The organism is Pseudomonas sp. ZY71 (assembly GCF_036542145.1).
GTDB lineage: Bacteria > Pseudomonadota > Gammaproteobacteria > Pseudomonadales > Pseudomonadaceae > Aquipseudomonas > Aquipseudomonas koreensis_A.
The window spans coordinates 4,188,361-4,205,569 of sequence record NZ_CP144274.1; the positions used below are offsets into that span (position 1 = coordinate 4,188,361).

General features: G+C 60.4%; 20 protein-coding genes. 11 read left to right on the top strand and 9 right to left on the bottom strand.

Translation table 11 applies throughout. The annotated features are described in order from the left end of the window. Positions 1-9: 9 nt before the first annotated feature. Together VY732_RS18525 and VY732_RS18530 are read right to left on the bottom strand one after the other, a co-directional pair. Positions 10-807 carry an SDR family NAD(P)-dependent oxidoreductase gene (locus VY732_RS18525; RefSeq protein ID WP_077573531.1) on the bottom strand — a complete coding sequence of 266 codons (798 nt, stop codon included), beginning with the start codon at positions 805-807 and terminating at the stop codon, positions 10-12. After that, complete coding sequence (locus tag VY732_RS18530; protein ID WP_331691435.1) at positions 804-1,826, bottom strand: aldo/keto reductase; 1,023 nt, start codon at positions 1,824-1,826, stop codon at positions 804-806. The genes VY732_RS18525 and VY732_RS18530 overlap by 4 nt, the downstream gene beginning before the upstream one ends. 113 nt (positions 1,827-1,939) lie before the next feature. Here VY732_RS18530 and VY732_RS18535 point away from each other — a divergent pair, with 113 nt between their 5' ends. Together VY732_RS18535 and VY732_RS18540 are read left to right on the top strand one after the other, a co-directional pair. Then, positions 1,940-2,836 carry a LysR substrate-binding domain-containing protein gene (locus tag VY732_RS18535; protein ID WP_331691436.1) on the top strand — a complete coding sequence of 299 codons (897 nt, stop codon included), beginning with the start codon at positions 1,940-1,942 and terminating at the stop codon, positions 2,834-2,836. Between the two features lie 746 nt (positions 2,837-3,582). After that, on the top strand, positions 3,583-4,242 hold the full coding sequence (locus tag VY732_RS18540) for a methyltransferase family protein (protein WP_116030106.1): 660 nt from the start codon (positions 3,583-3,585) through the stop codon (positions 4,240-4,242). Positions 4,243-4,364: 122 nt separating this feature from the next. Here the strand turns inward: VY732_RS18540 and VY732_RS18545 are convergent, their stop codons facing one another. Further along, complete coding sequence (locus VY732_RS18545) at positions 4,365-5,030, bottom strand: HAD family hydrolase (RefSeq protein WP_331691437.1); 666 nt, start codon at positions 5,028-5,030, stop codon at positions 4,365-4,367. 69 nt (positions 5,031-5,099) lie between these two features. Beyond that, positions 5,100-5,513, bottom strand: coding sequence for a response regulator (locus VY732_RS18550; RefSeq protein ID WP_123594218.1), 414 nt, complete (start codon positions 5,511-5,513; stop codon positions 5,100-5,102). 199 nt (positions 5,514-5,712) lie between these two features. Here VY732_RS18550 and VY732_RS18555 point away from each other — a divergent pair, with 199 nt between their 5' ends. Further along, the gene (locus tag VY732_RS18555; protein ID WP_331691438.1) at positions 5,713-6,654 is read left to right on the top strand and encodes a class I SAM-dependent methyltransferase; all 942 of its coding nucleotides are present in this window, start codon (positions 5,713-5,715) and stop codon (positions 6,652-6,654) included. A gap of 121 nt (positions 6,655-6,775) precedes the next feature. On the opposite strand, the gene VY732_RS18560 is transcribed toward VY732_RS18555, so the two are convergent. After that, the gene (locus VY732_RS18560; protein ID WP_331691439.1) at positions 6,776-7,555 is read right to left on the bottom strand and encodes a helix-turn-helix transcriptional regulator; all 780 of its coding nucleotides are present in this window, start codon (positions 7,553-7,555) and stop codon (positions 6,776-6,778) included. Positions 7,556-7,665: 110 nt separating this feature from the next. Between VY732_RS18560 and VY732_RS18565 the strand changes: the two genes are divergently transcribed. Further along, positions 7,666-8,781 (top strand): polyamine ABC transporter substrate-binding protein, encoded by a 1,116-nt coding sequence (locus VY732_RS18565; RefSeq protein WP_331691440.1) that lies wholly within the window; start codon positions 7,666-7,668, stop codon positions 8,779-8,781. Positions 8,782-8,930: 149 nt separating this feature from the next. Beyond that, on the top strand, positions 8,931-10,049 hold the full coding sequence (locus VY732_RS18570; RefSeq protein ID WP_331691441.1) for a DmpA family aminopeptidase: 1,119 nt from the start codon (positions 8,931-8,933) through the stop codon (positions 10,047-10,049). A 350-nt stretch (positions 10,050-10,399) separates the two neighbouring features. On the opposite strand, the gene VY732_RS18575 is transcribed toward VY732_RS18570, so the two are convergent. Continuing rightward, positions 10,400-11,032: a TetR/AcrR family transcriptional regulator gene (locus tag VY732_RS18575; RefSeq protein ID WP_331691442.1), complete on the bottom strand. Its 633-nt coding sequence runs from the start codon at positions 11,030-11,032 to the stop codon at positions 10,400-10,402. A gap of 164 nt (positions 11,033-11,196) precedes the next feature. Here VY732_RS18575 and VY732_RS18580 point away from each other — a divergent pair, with 164 nt between their 5' ends. Then, on the top strand, positions 11,197-11,637 hold the full coding sequence (locus VY732_RS18580; protein ID WP_137216411.1) for a hotdog fold domain-containing protein: 441 nt from the start codon (positions 11,197-11,199) through the stop codon (positions 11,635-11,637). Positions 11,638-11,701: 64 nt separating this feature from the next. On the opposite strand, the gene VY732_RS18585 is transcribed toward VY732_RS18580, so the two are convergent. Beyond that, positions 11,702-12,388 (bottom strand): GNAT family N-acetyltransferase, encoded by a 687-nt coding sequence (locus VY732_RS18585; RefSeq protein WP_099759332.1) that lies wholly within the window; start codon positions 12,386-12,388, stop codon positions 11,702-11,704. 151 nt (positions 12,389-12,539) lie between these two features. Here VY732_RS18585 and VY732_RS18590 point away from each other — a divergent pair, with 151 nt between their 5' ends. The 3 genes from VY732_RS18590 to VY732_RS18600 all read left to right on the top strand — a co-directional run bounded on the left by VY732_RS18590 (position 12,540) and on the right by VY732_RS18600 (position 13,784). Further along, positions 12,540-13,025 carry a DUF3592 domain-containing protein gene (locus VY732_RS18590; protein WP_331691443.1) on the top strand — a complete coding sequence of 162 codons (486 nt, stop codon included), beginning with the start codon at positions 12,540-12,542 and terminating at the stop codon, positions 13,023-13,025. Between the two features lie 180 nt (positions 13,026-13,205). Further along, positions 13,206-13,529, top strand: a complete 324-nt coding sequence (locus VY732_RS18595) for a YXWGXW repeat-containing protein (RefSeq protein ID WP_077573556.1) — start codon at positions 13,206-13,208, stop codon at positions 13,527-13,529. Between the two features lie 42 nt (positions 13,530-13,571). Continuing rightward, positions 13,572-13,784, top strand: a complete 213-nt coding sequence (locus tag VY732_RS18600) for a YXWGXW repeat-containing protein (protein WP_077573601.1) — start codon at positions 13,572-13,574, stop codon at positions 13,782-13,784. Between the two features lie 15 nt (positions 13,785-13,799). On the opposite strand, the gene VY732_RS18605 is transcribed toward VY732_RS18600, so the two are convergent. Beyond that, entirely contained in the window at positions 13,800-14,357 is a 558-nt protein-coding gene (locus tag VY732_RS18605) for a YceI family protein (RefSeq protein ID WP_077573558.1), read from the bottom strand. Between the two features lie 74 nt (positions 14,358-14,431). Further along, entirely contained in the window at positions 14,432-15,787 is a 1,356-nt protein-coding gene (locus VY732_RS18610; protein WP_077573560.1) for an MATE family efflux transporter, read from the bottom strand. A gap of 200 nt (positions 15,788-15,987) precedes the next feature. Between VY732_RS18610 and VY732_RS18615 the strand changes: the two genes are divergently transcribed. Further along, entirely contained in the window at positions 15,988-16,548 is a 561-nt protein-coding gene (locus VY732_RS18615; protein ID WP_331691444.1) for a chorismate mutase, read from the top strand. 163 nt (positions 16,549-16,711) lie between these two features. Next, on the top strand, positions 16,712-17,113 hold the full coding sequence (locus VY732_RS18620) for a hypothetical protein (RefSeq protein WP_331691445.1): 402 nt from the start codon (positions 16,712-16,714) through the stop codon (positions 17,111-17,113). Positions 17,114-17,209 lie beyond the last annotated feature (96 nt).

The window sequence follows — 17,209 nt, forward strand, 5'->3', positions numbered from 1 at the left end:
CTCGGGAATTCAGATCGTGAGGCTGTCGACCACGCCGCCATCGACGCGCAGCGCGGCGCCAGTGGTGGCCGAGGACAGCGGCGAAGCGATGTAGGTGACCAGATGCGCGACTTCTTCAACATCCGCGACACGCTGGATGATCGAGGTCGGGCGAGCTTTGCGCACAAAGGCGTCGGCTTCATCGCGCAGGTTGCGCCCGGATTCGGCGGCGGCATCCTTGAGCATGTCTTCCAGACCATCGGTGAAGGTCGGCCCCGGCAGGATCGCATTGACCGTCACCCCGGTGCCAGCCAGACGTTTGGCCAGACCGTGGGACACCGCCAGATTGGCGCTTTTGGTCACGCCGTAATTGATCATGTCGGCCGGCGTGGCGACGCCGGATTCCGAGGACAGGAAAATTACTCGGCCCCAGCCTTGCTCGACCATCGCCGGCACATAATGCCGCGCCAGACGCACGCCGGAAATCACGTTGACCTCATAGAAACGCGTCCACTCGCTGTCCGGCGCTTCGAAGAAATCCACGGCGTCGAAGATGCCGAGATTGTTCACCAGAATGTCGGCACGCGGTTCAGCGGCGAACAGTTTCTGTGCGCCCTCCGCCGTGCCCAGGTCAGCAGTCAAACCACGCAACTGCGCGCCCGGCACTTTCTGCCGAATGCTCGCCAGCGCCTGCTCGACCTTGGCGGTATCGCGACCGATCACCACCACGGTGGCGCCGGATTCGGCCAGCGACTGGCTGATGCCCAGTCCAATGCCGGCGGTGCTGCCGCTGACGATGGCCAGTTTTCCACTCAGATCAATCTTCATGCTTTCACCTCATCGATTGGTAATGGTGCACGTTCCGAAACCAGTCTGGCGTCGCGCATCGCCTGCCAGAAACCGGCAGGAATGGTCGCCGACAGCGCCGCGACATCTTCAGCGATACGACCGGGTTTGCTCGCGCCGGGAATCACCGCAGCGACCGCCGGATTGGCCAGCGAGAACTGTAGCGCAGCGGCTTTGATATCGACGTTGTACGCGGCGGCGATGCGTTTGATCTGCTCCACTTTGGCGATGACTTCAGGACTGGCCTGCTGGTATTCGAAGTGCGAGCCACCCGCCAGAATTCCTGAGCTATAAGGGCCGCCGACGACGATCTCAACGTTCTGCGCCAGCGCTGCATCCATCAGGCGTTGCAGCGGGCGTTCGTGGTCGAGCAGCGTGTAGCGACCGGCCAACAGGAAGCCATCCGGCTGCGCTTCGCTGAGGTCGAGGGTCAGTTCGCACGGCTCGACTTTGTTCACGCCCAGGCCCCAGCCTTTGATCACGCCTTCTTCGCGCAAGCGGGTCAGCACTTTGAATGCGCCAGTGCGGGCCTGATTGAAGTATTCCAGCCATTGATCGCCATAGAAGTCCTGCGCGATGTCGTGCACCCAGACGATGTCGAGGCGATCGGTTTGCAGGCGTTTGAGGCTGTCTTCGATCGAACGCAGCGTTGCATCGGCGCTGTAGTCATTGACGATTTTGTTCGGGCGACCGTGTTCGAACACCCCGCTTTTCTCGCCGAGATCACGGGCGGCGGCGTCTTCGACTTCATCGAGAATCACCCGGCCGACCTTGCTGCTGAGCACGTAGTCGTCGCGCTTATATTGCTTCAGTGCTTCGCCTAGGCGGATTTCCGACAGACCGGAACCGTAAAACGGCGCGGTATCGAAGTAACGCACGCCGGCATCCCACGCAGCATGTACGGTGGCTTGCGCTTCGGCCTCGGGAATGGCGCGGAACATGTTGCCCAGTGGCGCGGTGCCGAAGCCCAGTTGGCCGGGCAGTTTGTCTTTCAAGCTCATGGATTTTTCCTCGATAGGTTCTGGGCCTGTGTGACCGTTGAGCAGATCCTAGATTGCGACACCGAGACCGTCCAAGACATAATACGCAGCACTTGAGTCCCTATAGGTCTGACATGATCGACATCCGCCAATTGCGCTACTTCGTGGTCGTCGCCGAGGAAGAACACGTCGGCCGCGCTGCCGAACGGCTGCATATTTCGCAGTCGCCGCTGAGCCGGCAGATCGCCCAACTCGAAGAGCGCCTGGGCCTGACCCTGTTCGAACGCAGCCAGCAACGCATTCGTCTGACCCGCGACGGCCAGACCTTCCTCGCCGAAACCCGCGCCCTGCTGACCCACGCCAATCGCCTGGAATCCCTAGGCAAGCGTCTCGGTCGCGGCGAAGAAGGTGGCTTGTGCATCGGCTATATCGAAAACGCCATGCACGCCGGAGTCCTGCCCAATGCCCTGCGCGTATTGCGCGCCGATCGGCCGAATGTGCATGTCGCGTTGTATAACCTCAGCTCCGCCGAGCAACTGGAGGGCCTGCGACAGCGTAGTCTCGATATTGCCTTGGTGAGTGAGCCGCCGACCGATGACGATCCGGATCTGCTGAGCTTTCAGGTGCTGGATGAGCCGATGTTGCTGGCGTTGCCGGAACATCATCCATTGGCGCAGCAAGCCGCGTTGAGTCCAGAGGATCTGGCCGAGCAGGAATGGATTGGCGTGCAGCCGCGACAGGATGCCAACGATGAGTTTGTCAGCGCCTGCATCCGAGCCGGCTTCACCCCGGATGTGCGCATGCAGGCGACTGAACCGTTTACTGCGCTGGGGCTGGTGGCGTCGGGGTTGGGGATTGCGATGATTCAAAAAGGTTTGAGCCATAACGCACCGCCGGGTGTGGTGTTGCGTGAACTGCCATGGCTGACGTTGACCACACCATTGTGGGCAGCGTGGCACCGAATCAATTTGCGGCCATTGGTCGAGACCTTCCGCAAAGTCCTGACTGACGACGAGATACCTGCCGACTGACATGGCCTCTTCGCGAGCAGGCTCACTCCCACAGTTTCAGAGGTGATCTCGCATTCTGTGTACGACGCAGATCCCTGTGGGAGCGAGCTTGCTCGAGAAAGGGTCGGCACATCCAGGATCAAAATTGACTGACCCAACGCCTTCGCGAGCAGGCTCGCTCCCACAGTTTCAGAGGTGATCTCGCATTCTGTGTACGACGCAGAACCCTGTGGGAGCGAGCTTGCTCGCGAAAGGGTCGGCACATCCAGGATCAAAATTGACTGACCCAACGCCTTCGCGAGCAGGCTCGCTCCCACAGTTTCAGAGGTGATCTCGCATTCTGTGTACGACGCAGATCCCTGTGGGAGCGAGCTTGCTCGAGAAAGGGTCGGCACATTCAAGATCAAAATTGACTGACCCAACGCCTTCGCGAGCAGGCTCACTCCCACAGTTTCAGAGGTGATCTCGCATTCTATGTACGACGCAGATCCCTGTGGGAGCGAGCTTGCTCGAGAAAGGGTCGGCACATCCAGGATCAAAATTGACTGACCCAACGCCTTCGCGAGCAGGCTCGCTCCCACAGTTTCAGAGGTGATCTCGCATTCTGTGTACGACGCAGAACCCTGTGGGAGCGAGCTTGCTCGCGAAAGGGTCGGCACATCCAGGATCAAAATTGACTGACCCAACGCCTTCGCGAGCAGGCTCGCTCCCACAGGTTTTACGGTGGATCTACACTCAACGGATCAGCACCCAGCCGTGAGTTGACCATGAAAATGTCTGCGCAAATGACCGTCGTCGCGGTACTCGCCACTCTCGCTTATCTGGGGCTGGCGGTGTGGGGCATTGGCGGTGTGGCAATGTTCTTTTCCCACGGTTCGCTGGTGATCGTCGCACTGGCGACGGTGGCGATGGTGATTGCTTCGCTGTTCAGTGAGGTCAACCTCAGCTCTGGCGAACGTGAAGATCGCACCAATCGCTGGGTGATTCCGGCGTTTGGGGTGATTGGTCTGGTCAGTGGTTTCTTGCCGGCCTATTGCGACCGGGTGAATTTCTGGACCTTTGGTGGTGAAGGCGTACGTTGGCTCGGCGCACTGCTGTTCATCATTGGCGGCGTATTAAGGCTGTGGCCGGTGTTTGTACTGGGGCGGCGCTTCAGTGGATTGGTGGCGATTCAACCGGGGCACCGTTTGGTCACCGATGGCATCTATCAACACCTGCGCAATCCGAGTTATCTGGGGCTGGTGGTCAATGCCGTGGGCTGGGCGCTGGCGTTTCGTTCGGTGGTCGGGTTGATGCTGGCGGCGCTGACGCTGATCCCGTTGATTGCCCGGATTCATTCGGAGGAAGCCCTGCTGCGTGCGCAGTTTGGGGCGGAGTACGAGGCTTATTGTGCGCGGAGTTGGCGGTTGCTGCCGGGGGTTTATTGATTTGCGAACACCGTCCCCTGTAGGAGTGAGCCTGCTCGCGATAGCGGTGTGTCAGGCAACACTTATTTGACTGAAAGACCGCTATCGCGAGCAGGCTCACTCCTACAAGGGATTGGGGGGTGTCAGTTGCGTTGCAGGTGCAGACCGTTGCTGTCGACTGCGACGCGGATGTCAGCATAACTGGCCAGCGTCGCATGCGCCGTTTCCAGGGGGTGCTGATGCGTCGTGGTGATGATCATCAACGGCGCACCGGCGGCTTCGGCAGCCTGAATGCCGACCGTGGCGTCTTCGAAGATCAGGCAATCACGCGGCTCCAGACCCAGTCTCTTGGCCGCCAGTAAATAGCCGGCCGGATCAGGTTTACCCGCCTGCACATCTTCAGCGGTGATCATCACCGCAGGCTCTGGAATCCCCGCCGCCGCCATGCGCCGCAAGGCCAGATCCCGTGGCGCCGAGGTCACCATTGCCCAGCGATCCTTGGGCAGGCCATTGAGTAACGCGGCCGCCCCGGGAATCTCGACAATGCCTTCAACGTCTGCGATTTCCGCCTCGGTGATAAACGCCGCTTGCGCCTCGGCATCCACCCCCGGCAGGTTCAGACGGGTGATGGTATCAATGGCGCGCACGCCATGAATGGTCGGCAAAAAGGTTTCCACATCGACGCCATGGCGCACGGCCCAGGCTGCCCAGATCCGCTCGGCGGCGGCAATGGAGTTGAGGACAGTGCCGTCCATGTCGAACAGAAACGCGCCGAACGCGCGATCGAATACAGCATCGTGAGCAGACAAAGGTTCGCATCCTCTGGCAAAAGACCGGGCGGGCAATGTAGCACTTGCCCGGTCGATTCACCCAGCGTGTCAGTGCAGGCGCGGTGCCTTGGATTTGAAGGCGCTGTCGACGCAGTCGAGCAATTGACCGATGGCCCAGGGCTTTTTGATGAACGCCACCGGATGCTTGACCCCGGAGGTCTCGGGCGTTTCATAACCGGACATGACCATCACCGGTTTGTCCGGCCAGCGGTCGCCGACCAGATTGGCCAGATCAGCGCCATTGAGGGTGCCGGGCATGGTGATGTCGGTCAGTAGTAACGCCACGTTCGGGGCGTTCTGCTCAAGGTAAAGTGATGCGGCGTCGGCACTGGTCTGCGGCTCGACCTTGAAACCTTCCTCCTGAAGAATTTCGCAGAGAAACTCCAGAATCAACGGATCATCCTCAACCACCAGAATCAATCCGTCAGGAAGGTGCGCATCCGCCGTCGGTGTTGGGCACATGGAACTGCACTCCCTGAATTGCATTAACGATTTAGCGGCTTCAATCCGCTGCTTAACTGGTATGAGCAGCGGGCTCTGCAGAAATTCATTTTTGATACAGGTCTTTTGCGAAACGGCGTTTTTGTCCGTCAGCGGCAATCGCTCGCGGCGGCGTATTTGTGGTTAAAATGCCGGCCCTTTTGCTTGCCGATCCTGACCGATGAACCCTGAAGCCCTCGCCCTCCTCCATGCCCATCTGCTGCCGGCCCTCGCGGCCGCACCGAGCGAAACCCGTCGCCTGTTCCACGGGCGCGGACGCTGCTGGGCCGGGCTGGAGCAGTTGACCGTGGACTGGCTGCAAGGCGTGGTGCTGGTCTCGCTGTTCAAGGAACCAACGCCTGAGCAACTGGACAATCTCAAGGCGTTGCTGCTGGAACTCACGGGGTCCGCCGAATGGCAGCAGTCTGGCGCGCACACGTTGTTGATCCAGCATCGCTACTTGCCGCAGAGCACTGCCGAATGGCTGCTCGGTGATGAGATCGACGAAATGAGCATCGTCGAGGGCGGCCTGCAGTATCGCGTCGATCTGGGGCGCAAACAGAACGCCGGGCTGTTTCTCGACATGCGCTACGGGCGCAACTGGGTGCGCGAACAGGCCAGCGGCAAACGCGTGTTGAATCTGTTTGCCTACACCTGCGGTTTTTCCGTGGCGGCCATCGAGGGCGGCGCCAGCCATGTGGTCAACCTGGACATGTCCCGCGCGGCGCTGAGTCGTGGCCGCGACAATCATCGCTTGAACGGCCATGACTTGAGCAAAGTCAGTTTCCTCGGCCACGACCTGTTCAAGTCCTGGGGCAAGGTGATCAACAGTGGCCCGTATGATCTGGTGATCATTGATCCGCCGTCCTTTCAGAAAGGCAGTTTCCTGCTGACCAAGGATTACCAGCGCGTGCTGCGTCGCTTGCCGGAACTGCTCACGCCCCAAGGCACGGTGCTGGCGTGCATGAATGACCCGGCGTTCGGTTCGGACTTTCTGATTGAGGGCGTGACGCAGGAAGCGCCGAGTCTGCGTTTTGTAGAGCGGCTGGAGAATCCGCCGGAGTTTCCGGATATTGATCCTGAAAGCGGCCTCAAGGCTTTAGTCTTCCAGCGCACTATCTGACACCCAGAAGATCCCTTGTAGGAGTGAGCCTGCTCGCGATAGCGGTCTATCAGTCAAACAGGTGATATCTGACAAACCGCTATCGCGAGCAGGCTCACTCCTACAAGGGGATTGTGGTGGGTCAGGGAGTTGGTGGGCGCAGCACCAGGGCGAACAACTCACCATGCCCGGTGACATTGAGCTTGTGATACAGATTGCGCCGATGCACCTTGACCGTCTCCGGCGAAATACCCATCTGCTGGGCCATCGCCTTGCTGGAGAAACCCTGCAAAATCAGCCGTGCCGTGTCGACCTCGCGCACCGTCAGTCGCGCATCGAAGCGGTCGAGCAACGTCGCCAGATCCCCGACCACCGCCTCCGCCACCGCGCCCTGCGGCGGTAGCAACTGCACATGCCGACACATCGCCGCCAGCACCCAATCGCGCACGCACAGCAACCTGCCCTGCTCGGCCATGTCGAACGGCGTCGAGCGCCCCAGTGACAAACCGAGCACGCCGCCCTCGACGTTGATCATGAACTGCAACTCGTCTTCGCCGACCACCGAACGAAAATAGCTTTGGTAGTACTCGCTGTGCAGAAACTGGTCCGGCGCCACCGAAGCCAGGCTGTGCAAGCCGTCGGCGATGCCGGTCGAGGCGGTTTGATAAAACGGGTCGAGCAGGTACATCCCGGCGCTGTAACCGGCCAGTTCTTCCTGCTCGTCGGCACGTCCGCTGCTGTCGAAGTCGATCAGCAACTGCGGCGCCTGCCCGGCTTGCATCAGCGCCACCAGCGCGTTGTCCAGCGGCACCAGCAGCCGCAACGTGTCCACCAGCGCGCGCCAGAAACCGTCCTGACCGACACCGGCAAATACCCGCGCCAGGCTCTGATGCACCGGCAGTTCCTGCAACAACGCGTCCACGCACTACCCCTTTTGAGTAACCCATGATGGGAATGGGTCAGGCCTGGCCGGCCCGATAGGCTGACCACTCTTGTTCATCACCGGCCTGCACAGGCCAGGAGTGCCGCATCATGCGTGGTCACCGTGGCTGTATCAACCTCAGCATTAAACTGGGCCTGCTCGCCGGTATTGGCGCCAGTTCGATGTCCATGGCCGCCAACGCGCCGAGCGTGCATGTCTACAACTGGTACGACTACATCGGCCCGAACACCCTCCACGATTTCCAGCGCGACAGCGGTATCCAGCCGGTCTACGACACCTTCGACAGTGCCGAAGTCCTCGAAGGCAAACTGATGACCAGCCGCAGCGGCTACGACGTGGTGGTGGCGAGCAACTTCAGCCTGCCGACGCTGATCAAGGCCGGCGCCCTCGCCCCGCTACCGCGCGAGCAACTGCCGGGCTGGAAGAATCTCGACAGCGACCTGCTGGCGAAACTGGCCAACAACGATCCCGGCAATCAATACGCCGTGCCTTATCTGTGGGGCACCAACGGCATCGGTTACAACGTCGACAAGGTGCGCGCGGCGCTGGGCGACAAGGCGCCGGTGGATTCGTGGGATCTGGTGTTCAACGAAGCCAACCTCGCCAAACTCGGCCAGTGCGGCGCGGCGATGCTCGATTCGCCGTCGGAGATGCTGCCGGTCGCCCTGCACTATCTCGGCTTGCCACCGAACAGCACCGATCCCGAAGACTATAAAAAAGCCGAAGCGCTGCTGCTGAAACTGCGCCCGCACATCGCCTACTTCAACTCGTCGAAATTCATCAGCGATCTGTCCAACGGCAACATCTGCGTGGCAGTGGGCTGGTCGGGCGCGATGCTGGAGGCCAGGACCAATGCCGAGCAGGCCAACAACGGCGTGAAAATCGCCTACAGCCTGCCCAAGGAAGGCGCGCCAGTGTGGTTCGACACGCTGGTGCTGCTCAAGGACGCACCGAATCGTCCTCAGGGCCTGGCCTTTATCGACTATCTGCTGCGGCCCGAAGTGATCGCGCCGGTCAGTGATCATCTGTCGTATCCCAATGGCAATCGCGCGGCAACAGCGCTGGTGGCCGAAGCCACGCGGGACAACCCGGCGGTTTATCCATCGGCCACGGCGATGGCCACGCTGTACACCCTTGAACCTTTGCCGAAAGCCACCGAGCGGGTGCGCACGCGGGTGTGGAGCAAGGTCAAGAACGGCCAGTAAGAACAACGCATTCCCCCTGTAGGAGTGAGCCTGCTCGCGATAGCGGTCTGCCTGATAACACTGTTTTGCCTGACAAACCGCTATCGCGAGCAGGCTCACTCCTACAGGTTTTGTGCTTCACCAGACATTTTTTAGAGAGACAGAAATCAATGAAACCTCGTGCCCGTGACCTCAACATCCGCATCGGCCAACTACCACCCGGCCCGCTCAACGCCATCACCGATGTACCCGGCGTACGCGTCGGCCACAGTAATGTGCGCGGTCGCAGCCGCACCGGGCGGGACATCTGCACCGGCGTCACACTGATCGAACCACGCCCGGGCTCGACCAATCAACAGCCGTGTTTTGCCGGCGTGCATGTGCTCAACGGCAACGGTGACGCCACCGGGCTTGAGTGGATTCGCGAGGCCGGTCTGCTGACCAGCCCGATTGCCTTCACCAACACCCACAGCCTTGGTGTGGTGCGCGATGCATTGATTGCTCTGGATCGCCAGCAGCAACCGGACGACGGTCGTCTCTACTGGAACATGCCGGTGGTACTGGAAACCTTTGACGGCTTGCTCAACGACATCAACGGTTTTCACGTCCAGCCTGAACACGTCGCCGAAGCGCTGGCTGCGGCCGTCGACGGTCCAGTGACGGAAGGCGCCATCGGCGGTGGCAGCGGCATGATCTGCCATGAATTCAAGGGTGGCATCGGCACTTCGTCTCGGCGATTGAGCAGTGCTCAGGGTGGCTGGACCGTTGGTGCGATCGTGCAAGCCAACCACGGTATTCGCAGTGAGTTGCGGGTCGATGGCTACCCGGTCGGGCGTTATATGGAACAGAAAGATTCGCCATTCTTGCGCGCCTCATTACCGCATCCGGGCATGGGTTCGATCGTCGTTTGCCTGGCCACCGACGCGCCGCTGTTGCCGCATCAATGCACACGTCTGGCGCAACGCGCGAGTCTGGGTCTGGCGCGCACCGGCGGTGGCAACGAGGATCACAGCGGCGACATTTTCATCGCCTTCGCCACGGGTAATGATCACGTGCCGCCGGCAGCCTACGAAGGCAAAGGCGCGCCGACCTGCGACGGTTTGCGCATGGTCAACAATGACCATATCAGCGAGCTGTTTCTGGCCGCGACCGAGGCGGTTGAAGAAGCGATCATCAATGCGTTGCTGGCCAGTGACAGCACCGAAGGTAATGGGCATTCGGTGCCGGGTCTGGACGCCGACACCCTGCTCGCTGCGCTCGAAAAATCAGGCTGGCCCGGCGCCCGCTGACACCGCTGTTCCCCTGTAGGAGTGAGCCTGCTCGCGATGGCGGTTTGTCAGTTGAAGCTGATTTGACTGACCCACCGCCATCGCGAGCAGGCTCACTCCTACGCAGGATCACGTCAGTATTTGGGTGCCAGGTTCGCGCCGCCGCCCGGGCGACTGGCGGTACTTGAGCCGCCACTTGCACACTCCTAGGATGGAATCACGCAGTGGCTCCGCTCTATCGAGCGCTGCGTAGGCACGGGTGCTCTGAACCCCAATCAAGCCCGTGTCTTGCTTCATGCGCATCTTGAGCCTCGAGGGCTCTACTTCCTCCCCATCAAAGAGCTTTGAGGCTCTTTTTTTGTCTGCGTAAATCAGCAGTCCGGCAGCGCATCGACGTGAATCGAGCGCCAGGCCGCCTGCGCCAGCAACTGGCGATAATCCGCCGGACTGCCCTTCACCCGCCCCGCCAGCCAGGCGCGGCAATAACTGTCGGCCTGACCGATGATCAACGACGGCAACAGTTCAGCGGGCCAGGCCTTGAGTTCGGCAGCGCGACCCGATTCGGCCAGCCAGTCGCGCAGGCGCAGATTACGGGTTTTGTTGCGCTCGGCCAGTTCGTCCTTGAACGGACCTTTGGTCACGGCAAACCGCGCGTGGTACTGGAAGCGCGCCCATTCGGGTTGACGCTCGACCCAATCGACGTAGCTGAACACCAGCGCCTGCACACCTTCCTCGGTGGTTTTCGCCGTCTCCAGATAGGCATCGCGCAGACGCGCCTGATCCTCCAGCGCGGTGAAAAACAACGCGGCGACCAAGCCCTCCTTGTTGCCGAAATGGTGATAGATCGCCCCGACACTGGTGTCGCACTCGGCGCGAATCATCTCGATGGTGGTGGCTTCGATCCCCTGCTCGTTGAACAGACTCAGCGCCTTGCGAAAGATATCGCGCTTGAGTTCGGCACGGCGGCCGGGGTAACTGCGTTCAAGTAGATCTGCGGTGTCCATGCGGCTCACTGCCTGAAAATCGGGATTGAAAGGCACACGTCGTACCCATGGAAAAAACACGCACAGGTTGACAGATTTCCCGCAGACCGAATACCGTTCCGTTACAGAATATTATTCTGTAACGGAACATCATTCTGCAAAATCACTTTCCGCGAGGCTTTTCCATGAGTCAGTTTCTCAGCATGTTCAACAGCGCAGGCCCGCAAGCGTTCAGCCAGATGGCCTGCCAGGTCGCGCCGTACTTCAGCAGCATCAACCCGCTGGTAACCGAGTTGCGTGCGAACTCGGCGACGGTACAAGTGCCGTTTCGCCGTGAGATCACCAACCACCTCGGCACCGTGCATGCGATTGCCATGTGCAACGCGGCAGAACTCGCCGCCGGGATGATGACCGATGTGTCGATCCCGGCCGGCGCACGCTGGATTCCCAAAGGCATGACCGTGGAATATCTGGCCAAGGCAAAAACCGATGTGACAGCGGTGGCCAGTGGTGAAGGCGTGGATTGGCAGAGCGAAGGCGACAAGATCGTCACCGTGGACATTCACGATACCGAGGGCAAAAACGTATTCACGGCGCGGATCACCATGAACGTCAAACTCGGCTGAATGACGCGCACAAAAAAGCCCTTGCTGCGGCATTCACAGCAAGGGCTTTTTCAGCAATGTAAGGTCAGTGCACGGTCAGGCGCTGGCGGACAAACTCCTCGACATGACGAGTAGTCTGATCGAGGTGTCGGTCACGCTGTTTCTCGGCGTCGAGCATCGCCCGCTTGCCGTTTTTCTGCAGCAGATAGGTGTGAATCTGCTGCACTTCCAGCGACCGATAGATCGGTGTGGTGTCGATAAATCCGCGCAGACCGTTGCTGCGGTAATGCCGGGTGCTCATCAACACCTGGGTTTCACGCTGGCCAATCACCTCAAAGCCCAACGCTTCGAAGTACGGGACTTTGCCGATCGTGCAGGCAAGTTCCGCATGGGGATAGCGCCCGACCATCTCACCGATCAGCGCCCGCGCCACACCCTGACGCCGATGCCCTTCGCGCACCGCCATATAGGCGACGCTGCACGCCTCCCAATCGCCCTGCACCGGCAGGTACAACAGAAAACCAATGACTTGCTCCGGATCATCCTCGTCGGTGGCAACCAGCAACTCGACGTCGGTGCCCTTCTCGCCATTCAACGCTTCCAGATACAGATGCACCTCATAGCCGACCGCGTACTGATAGACGTTGTACAGCAGGTTGCTCGGGCCGAGTCCGACCGCGCTGATGTCGGTCAGGTAGTCGACGACCATCTGCAGAATCTGGCTGTTGACGCCTTCGGGGCATGGGGATTTGTAGTGGGTGATGCGTGGCATGACGAACTCCGACGGTAAAAAGCGTTGCCGACCGGCGCTGCGGTCGACGAGCCGCGACATCATACCGTGACGCGCCCGCTCGACGTCTAAAGTTCCTGTTCCGAGCGCCGATGTAACGGTCTCCTACCAATGTCACCACCACGGATCGGCCATGTACTACCCGCGCGAAGCTGCCAAGGATCACCTCTACAACCGTATCGTCATGCTGACCGTTGCTTGCTGCGTGGTACTGCTGCTCGCTGCAATGGCTCACAAGTCGGGCATGCTTTATGGAGCGCTGAGTTTCAACGGTGTGGAAACCCGCGGCAGCGTCACGGCACTGGAAAAGATTCCAATGAACGCCAATGGCAAGGTCATTCACTATCAATACGCCGATGCCCAAGGCCAGACCCATGAAGGGCAACACGCCGACGAACGCTACGTCGAGCATACCCAATATGAAGTCGACGGCCCGATCACCCTGCTGGTGTCGCCGTGGATGCCGGATAAAAGCTGTATCGCCAGCCAGTTGCAGAGTTACCGTACGAGCTTCTACATCATGACCGGCGGTGTGTTGCTCGCGTTGCTGTTTCTGCTGATCTCGGGCAGAACGTTCTGGCAGATTCAGGCGATGAAAGAACAGGACCGGTTTTATTGAGTCCAGCCTCACAGGCAACAACCATCACGCGCGCCGGGCGTCTTGCTGCGGCGCCATCCTGACGTTCTCGCATCGCCCTCCCTGACAAAAATTTCATCCGCCTCAGACGGGATCTTTCGCAAAACAGGCATCCAATTCTGCAGCTGCGTTCACTTTCAACGCAGGCCTTGAGGAGTTGTCATGAGCGTTTTGCGTTCCCTGTCCAAATGGCGAAACACCCTGCTGCTGGTGCCGTTGACGCTGGCCGCGCTGAGCAGTGCCCCGGCGTTTGCGCAACCGGTGGTGATCGTCCAGCAAGCCCCACCGCCGATGCGCATGGAAGTGATGCCCGGTGCGCGTCCCGGTTATGTCTGGGATCAAGGTCATTGGCGCTGGCAAGGACGCGGTTATGTGTGGATGCCCGGCCACTGGCAACCGGTGAGGTACGGCGCGCGCTGGAAACCCGGGCACTGGCAGGCGCGCGGACCTAACTGGTTCTGGGTCGAAGGGCATTGGGTGCGATGAATGCGCGACAGCCTGACCATCACTTCTTGGGGGAACCCCACCATGTCGAAAATCGTTAAAGCACTGCTGGCAGCCACGCTGGTGGCCATTACGCTGTCCGGTTGTGTCGTCGAGCCGGCCCGTCCGCACCGGCCACCGCCGCTGGTCGAAGTCGTTCCGGTGATGCCGGCACCGGGTTATCACTGGGTCGCCGGGCACTATCGCTGGGGCGGCAATCAATGGCGCTGGGTGCCGGGGCACTGGCGGGCGTATTGATCGCAACGGCGGGCGTCACTGCTGTGGCGCCACCACTTTGAATTTGATGGCGATGTCCTTGGACACCACGGTGTCTGCCCACTCACCCGCGCCGAGGCCGAATTCGTCGCGCTTGAGCACCAGGTCACCGTCGAAAATGCCGATGTCGCTGCCCGGCTTCAGTTCCACCGGTACCTGCACTTCACGAGTGACGCCTTTGAGGGTGAGTTGTCCGTCGATCAGATAGCGACGCTCGGCCACTTGGGTGAAACGCCGTGACTCAAACACCGCCACGGGAAATTTTTCGGTGTCGAACCACGCCGGTTTCACCAGTTCGGTGTTGGCGTCTTCGCTGCCGGCATCGATGCTGTCGAGGTCGATGTGCAACGTGGCGTGGGCGTTGGCGAGGTTGTCAGTATCGAAGTCCAGCGTCGCTTCGAACTTGCCGAAGGTGCCGTACATCGGCGAGCCCATCTGGTTGTAGGTAAAACTGATCTGGCTGGCGGTGGTGTTGACCCGCGTGTATTCGACAGCCTGAGCGGCAGAGATGACGCACAGTGAACACGCGGCAGCCAGCAGCAATCGGATCGACATGGGATTCTCCGGGCGGGGCCAGCCGTCGAGGGCCTCGATTGACTTAAGCAAACATCCGACTTTTACGCCAGCGCCTACACCAGCCGCTCGATCTTCTGATGCTGCCAGACCAGTTTGTAATACAAGGTCTGCAACACCAGCATGCCCAGATACGCCACCGGAAACGCCATCCACACCCCCTGCAAACCGTACTGCCCGTCCAGCCAGTACGCCGCCGGCAGTTGCACGCCGACCACGCAAATGATCGCAATCACCACCGGCACCAACACCGTGCCGCTGGCGCGCATGATCCCGCCAATGATTGCCTGGAAGCCGAACACCAATAGACTCCACAACATGATGTGCAGCAGATGCTCAGCCATCGCCCGGGTCGAATCCTCGGTCAGGAACAGGCCCAGCAACCAGTGCGACAACAGGTAACCAAGCACGATCAGGCCGCCGGTCAGGCACACGTTGATCAGCAGCCCGGTGCGCAGAATCGGCCCCATGCGTTCCAGCCGCCCGGCGCCAATGGCCTGTGCGCCAAGAATCGAAGCAGTGATCGCAATCGACAACGCCGGGAACTGCACATAGTTGACGATTTGCGTTACCGCGCCATAGGCCGCCGTCGCTTGCGAGCCGTGCTGGTTGACCAGCGCCAGAATCACCAGCTCCGACAGCGACAGCACAATCATCTGCACGCCGGTCGGCAGACCGATGCGTAACACCTTGCCGAGAATCGCCCCGTCGAGCCGCAGCGCGGCAAAGAACTCGCGGTCCGGCGCCAATGGATGGCCCTTGCGAATCAGGCGCCACGCCAGCCACGCCATTGCCGCTAGGTTGCCGGCCAACCCCGCGTACGCCGCACTCTGAATGCCCAGTTGCGGCAGGCCGAACCAGCCGCGAATCAGCGCTGGGGTCAGGGCCAGCCCGACACAGGTCGAGACCATCAGCGCCAGCAACGGCGACAGCGTATCGCTGACCCCGCGCAACAGTTGCGTGAACAACACAAACACCAGCAGCGACGGCAAGATCCACATCATCACATGGGCATACGCCACTGCATCGTCGAGCACATCCGCCGGCGTCCCCAGCCCCGCCAATGCCTGTCGCGCAAACACGCTGCCCAATATCGCGGCCACCAGGCCGATCAATACGCCCAGCAACAGCGTCGCCCCGGCGATCGCCTTGACCATGTGCGGCTCACGCGCGCCCCACGCCTGACCGATCAACACCCCGGCGCCCGCGCCGAGGCCGATCACCAGTGCGATAAAGAAAAACACGATGGGAAACATCCCCGACACCGCCGCCAGCGCCTGGGTGCCGAGCATCTGGCCGATGTAGATGCTGTTGACCGTGCCCGACATCGATTGCAGAAAGTTCGACAGCACCATCGGCGCGAGGAACAGCAGGTAGGTGTGCCAGAGTGGGCGTTGGGCGGCGACTTGCATTGAATAGAGGTCCATCTCGAACGGCGGGAGGGCTGATGAAGGATAGCTTCGGCGAGTTGCACGCGGGGCGCAATTAACATTTCAAATCGATGTTTATTACCGGTGGCCACGTCTGTGTAATTGGCGCGGATCTGTAGGTGTCGGTTCAGCGCTGTGGTAAACAACTGCCCACTTCCATTGTTCTCATCGAGGCTCTGCTCATGCCGCACTTTGCCAATCTGTTGACCGCCATCCTACTTGCCCTGCTCGGCACCAGCGCTCACGCCGCCGTACCCGCCGACAGCTTGATGCCTTTACTGGAAACACTCAACGAACGCCTGAACATCGGCGACCTCGTCGCGCTGACCAAATGGGACAGTGGCAAGCCGATTCAGGACAGCCCGCGTGAGGCGCAAGTCATTGCCAACGCCCGCACGCTGGCCGCCGAGCGCCAGCTCGACCATGAAGAGGTGGCGCAACTGATTGCTGCGCAAATGGAGGCGAACAAACTGGTGCAGTACGGTTTGCTTTCGCAATGGCAGGCGGCCGGTGCCGCGCCGGACACGCCGCGCCCCGACCTCGGTAAACAGATCCGCCCGCGTCTGGATGAACTGCAAACCCGGTTGTTGCAGCAATACGCTGATTTTGCGCCGTATCGCCATGACGCGAATTGCCCCCTGTGGCTGGCCAAGGCGCGCAGTGGCCTGACCCGCGATGCGTTGCATGAGCTGGCCCTGACACGGGCGACCGGTGAACTGTGTGTTCGGGCGGCGAAGTCCTGAGAAACGGCCAGATCAAAAGATCGCAGCCTGCGGCAGCTCCTACAAGGGATTTTTGAACCATCATTGCGGTCGATGTTTACCATCACGGCAATGAAGTTCTCATAAAAAATCCACGGCGTAACATCGGCTCCAGACAAACAACTACCCCTTGGAGCACACGATCATGAAACGCCAAACCCTTCTCAGCATCGCTTTTTCGGTTTTCGCCATTAACGCTTTTGCCGCCACCCCGGCACATACCCAGGTCGCTGAAGGCGGCTCGGACAAGTTGATTGAAAGTCGTGTTGCTGAGGGCGGTTCTGATCGTCTGCTCGAACGCCGCGTTGCCGAAGGCGGTTCCGATCGCCTGATCGAACGCCGCGTTGCCGAAGGCGGTTCCGATCGCCTGATCGAACGCCGCGTTGCCGAAGGTGGTTCCGATCGTCTGCTCGAACGTCGTGTTGCCGAAGGCGGCTCCGATCGTCTGATCGAACGCCGCGTTGCCGAAGGTGGTTCCGATCGTCTGATCGAACGCCGTGTTGCTGAAGGTGGCGCTGATCGCCTGATCGAACGCCGCGTCGCATAACTCAACGGTTTCACCGCAATTGCAATAAAAAGCCCGGCCTGATCAGCCGGGCTTTTTCATGTCTGCAACCATCCATTCCCCGACTGGTCACCCACC

What these genes read in the sequence shown, in the direction of transcription:
- VY732_RS18575 (WP_331691442.1), bottom strand. Translation starts at nt 11,032, where the DNA reads ATGGACACCGCAGATCTACTTGAACGCAGTTACCCCGGCCGCCGTGCC.
- VY732_RS18565 (WP_331691440.1), top strand. Translation starts at nt 7,666, where the DNA reads ATGCGTGGTCACCGTGGCTGTATCAACCTCAGCATTAAACTGGGCCTG.
- VY732_RS18585 (WP_099759332.1), bottom strand. Translation starts at nt 12,388, where the DNA reads ATGCCACGCATCACCCACTACAAATCCCCATGCCCCGAAGGCGTCAAC.
- VY732_RS18595 (WP_077573556.1), top strand. Translation starts at nt 13,206, where the DNA reads ATGAGCGTTTTGCGTTCCCTGTCCAAATGGCGAAACACCCTGCTGCTG.
- VY732_RS18555 (WP_331691438.1), top strand. Translation starts at nt 5,713, where the DNA reads ATGAACCCTGAAGCCCTCGCCCTCCTCCATGCCCATCTGCTGCCGGCC.
- VY732_RS18580 (WP_137216411.1), top strand. Translation starts at nt 11,197, where the DNA reads ATGAGTCAGTTTCTCAGCATGTTCAACAGCGCAGGCCCGCAAGCGTTC.
- VY732_RS18605 (WP_077573558.1), bottom strand. Translation starts at nt 14,357, where the DNA reads ATGTCGATCCGATTGCTGCTGGCTGCCGCGTGTTCACTGTGCGTCATC.
- VY732_RS18590 (WP_331691443.1), top strand. Translation starts at nt 12,540, where the DNA reads ATGTACTACCCGCGCGAAGCTGCCAAGGATCACCTCTACAACCGTATC.
- VY732_RS18530 (WP_331691435.1), bottom strand. Translation starts at nt 1,826, where the DNA reads ATGAGCTTGAAAGACAAACTGCCCGGCCAACTGGGCTTCGGCACCGCG.
- VY732_RS18610 (WP_077573560.1), bottom strand. Translation starts at nt 15,787, where the DNA reads ATGCAAGTCGCCGCCCAACGCCCACTCTGGCACACCTACCTGCTGTTC.
- VY732_RS18620 (WP_331691445.1), top strand. Translation starts at nt 16,712, where the DNA reads ATGAAACGCCAAACCCTTCTCAGCATCGCTTTTTCGGTTTTCGCCATT.
- VY732_RS18600 (WP_077573601.1), top strand. Translation starts at nt 13,572, where the DNA reads ATGTCGAAAATCGTTAAAGCACTGCTGGCAGCCACGCTGGTGGCCATT.
- VY732_RS18540 (WP_116030106.1), top strand. Translation starts at nt 3,583, where the DNA reads ATGAAAATGTCTGCGCAAATGACCGTCGTCGCGGTACTCGCCACTCTC.
- VY732_RS18615 (WP_331691444.1), top strand. Translation starts at nt 15,988, where the DNA reads ATGCCGCACTTTGCCAATCTGTTGACCGCCATCCTACTTGCCCTGCTC.
- VY732_RS18550 (WP_123594218.1), bottom strand. Translation starts at nt 5,513, where the DNA reads ATGTGCCCAACACCGACGGCGGATGCGCACCTTCCTGACGGATTGATT.
- VY732_RS18535 (WP_331691436.1), top strand. Translation starts at nt 1,940, where the DNA reads ATGATCGACATCCGCCAATTGCGCTACTTCGTGGTCGTCGCCGAGGAA.
- VY732_RS18525 (WP_077573531.1), bottom strand. Translation starts at nt 807, where the DNA reads ATGAAGATTGATCTGAGTGGAAAACTGGCCATCGTCAGCGGCAGCACC.
- VY732_RS18570 (WP_331691441.1), top strand. Translation starts at nt 8,931, where the DNA reads ATGAAACCTCGTGCCCGTGACCTCAACATCCGCATCGGCCAACTACCA.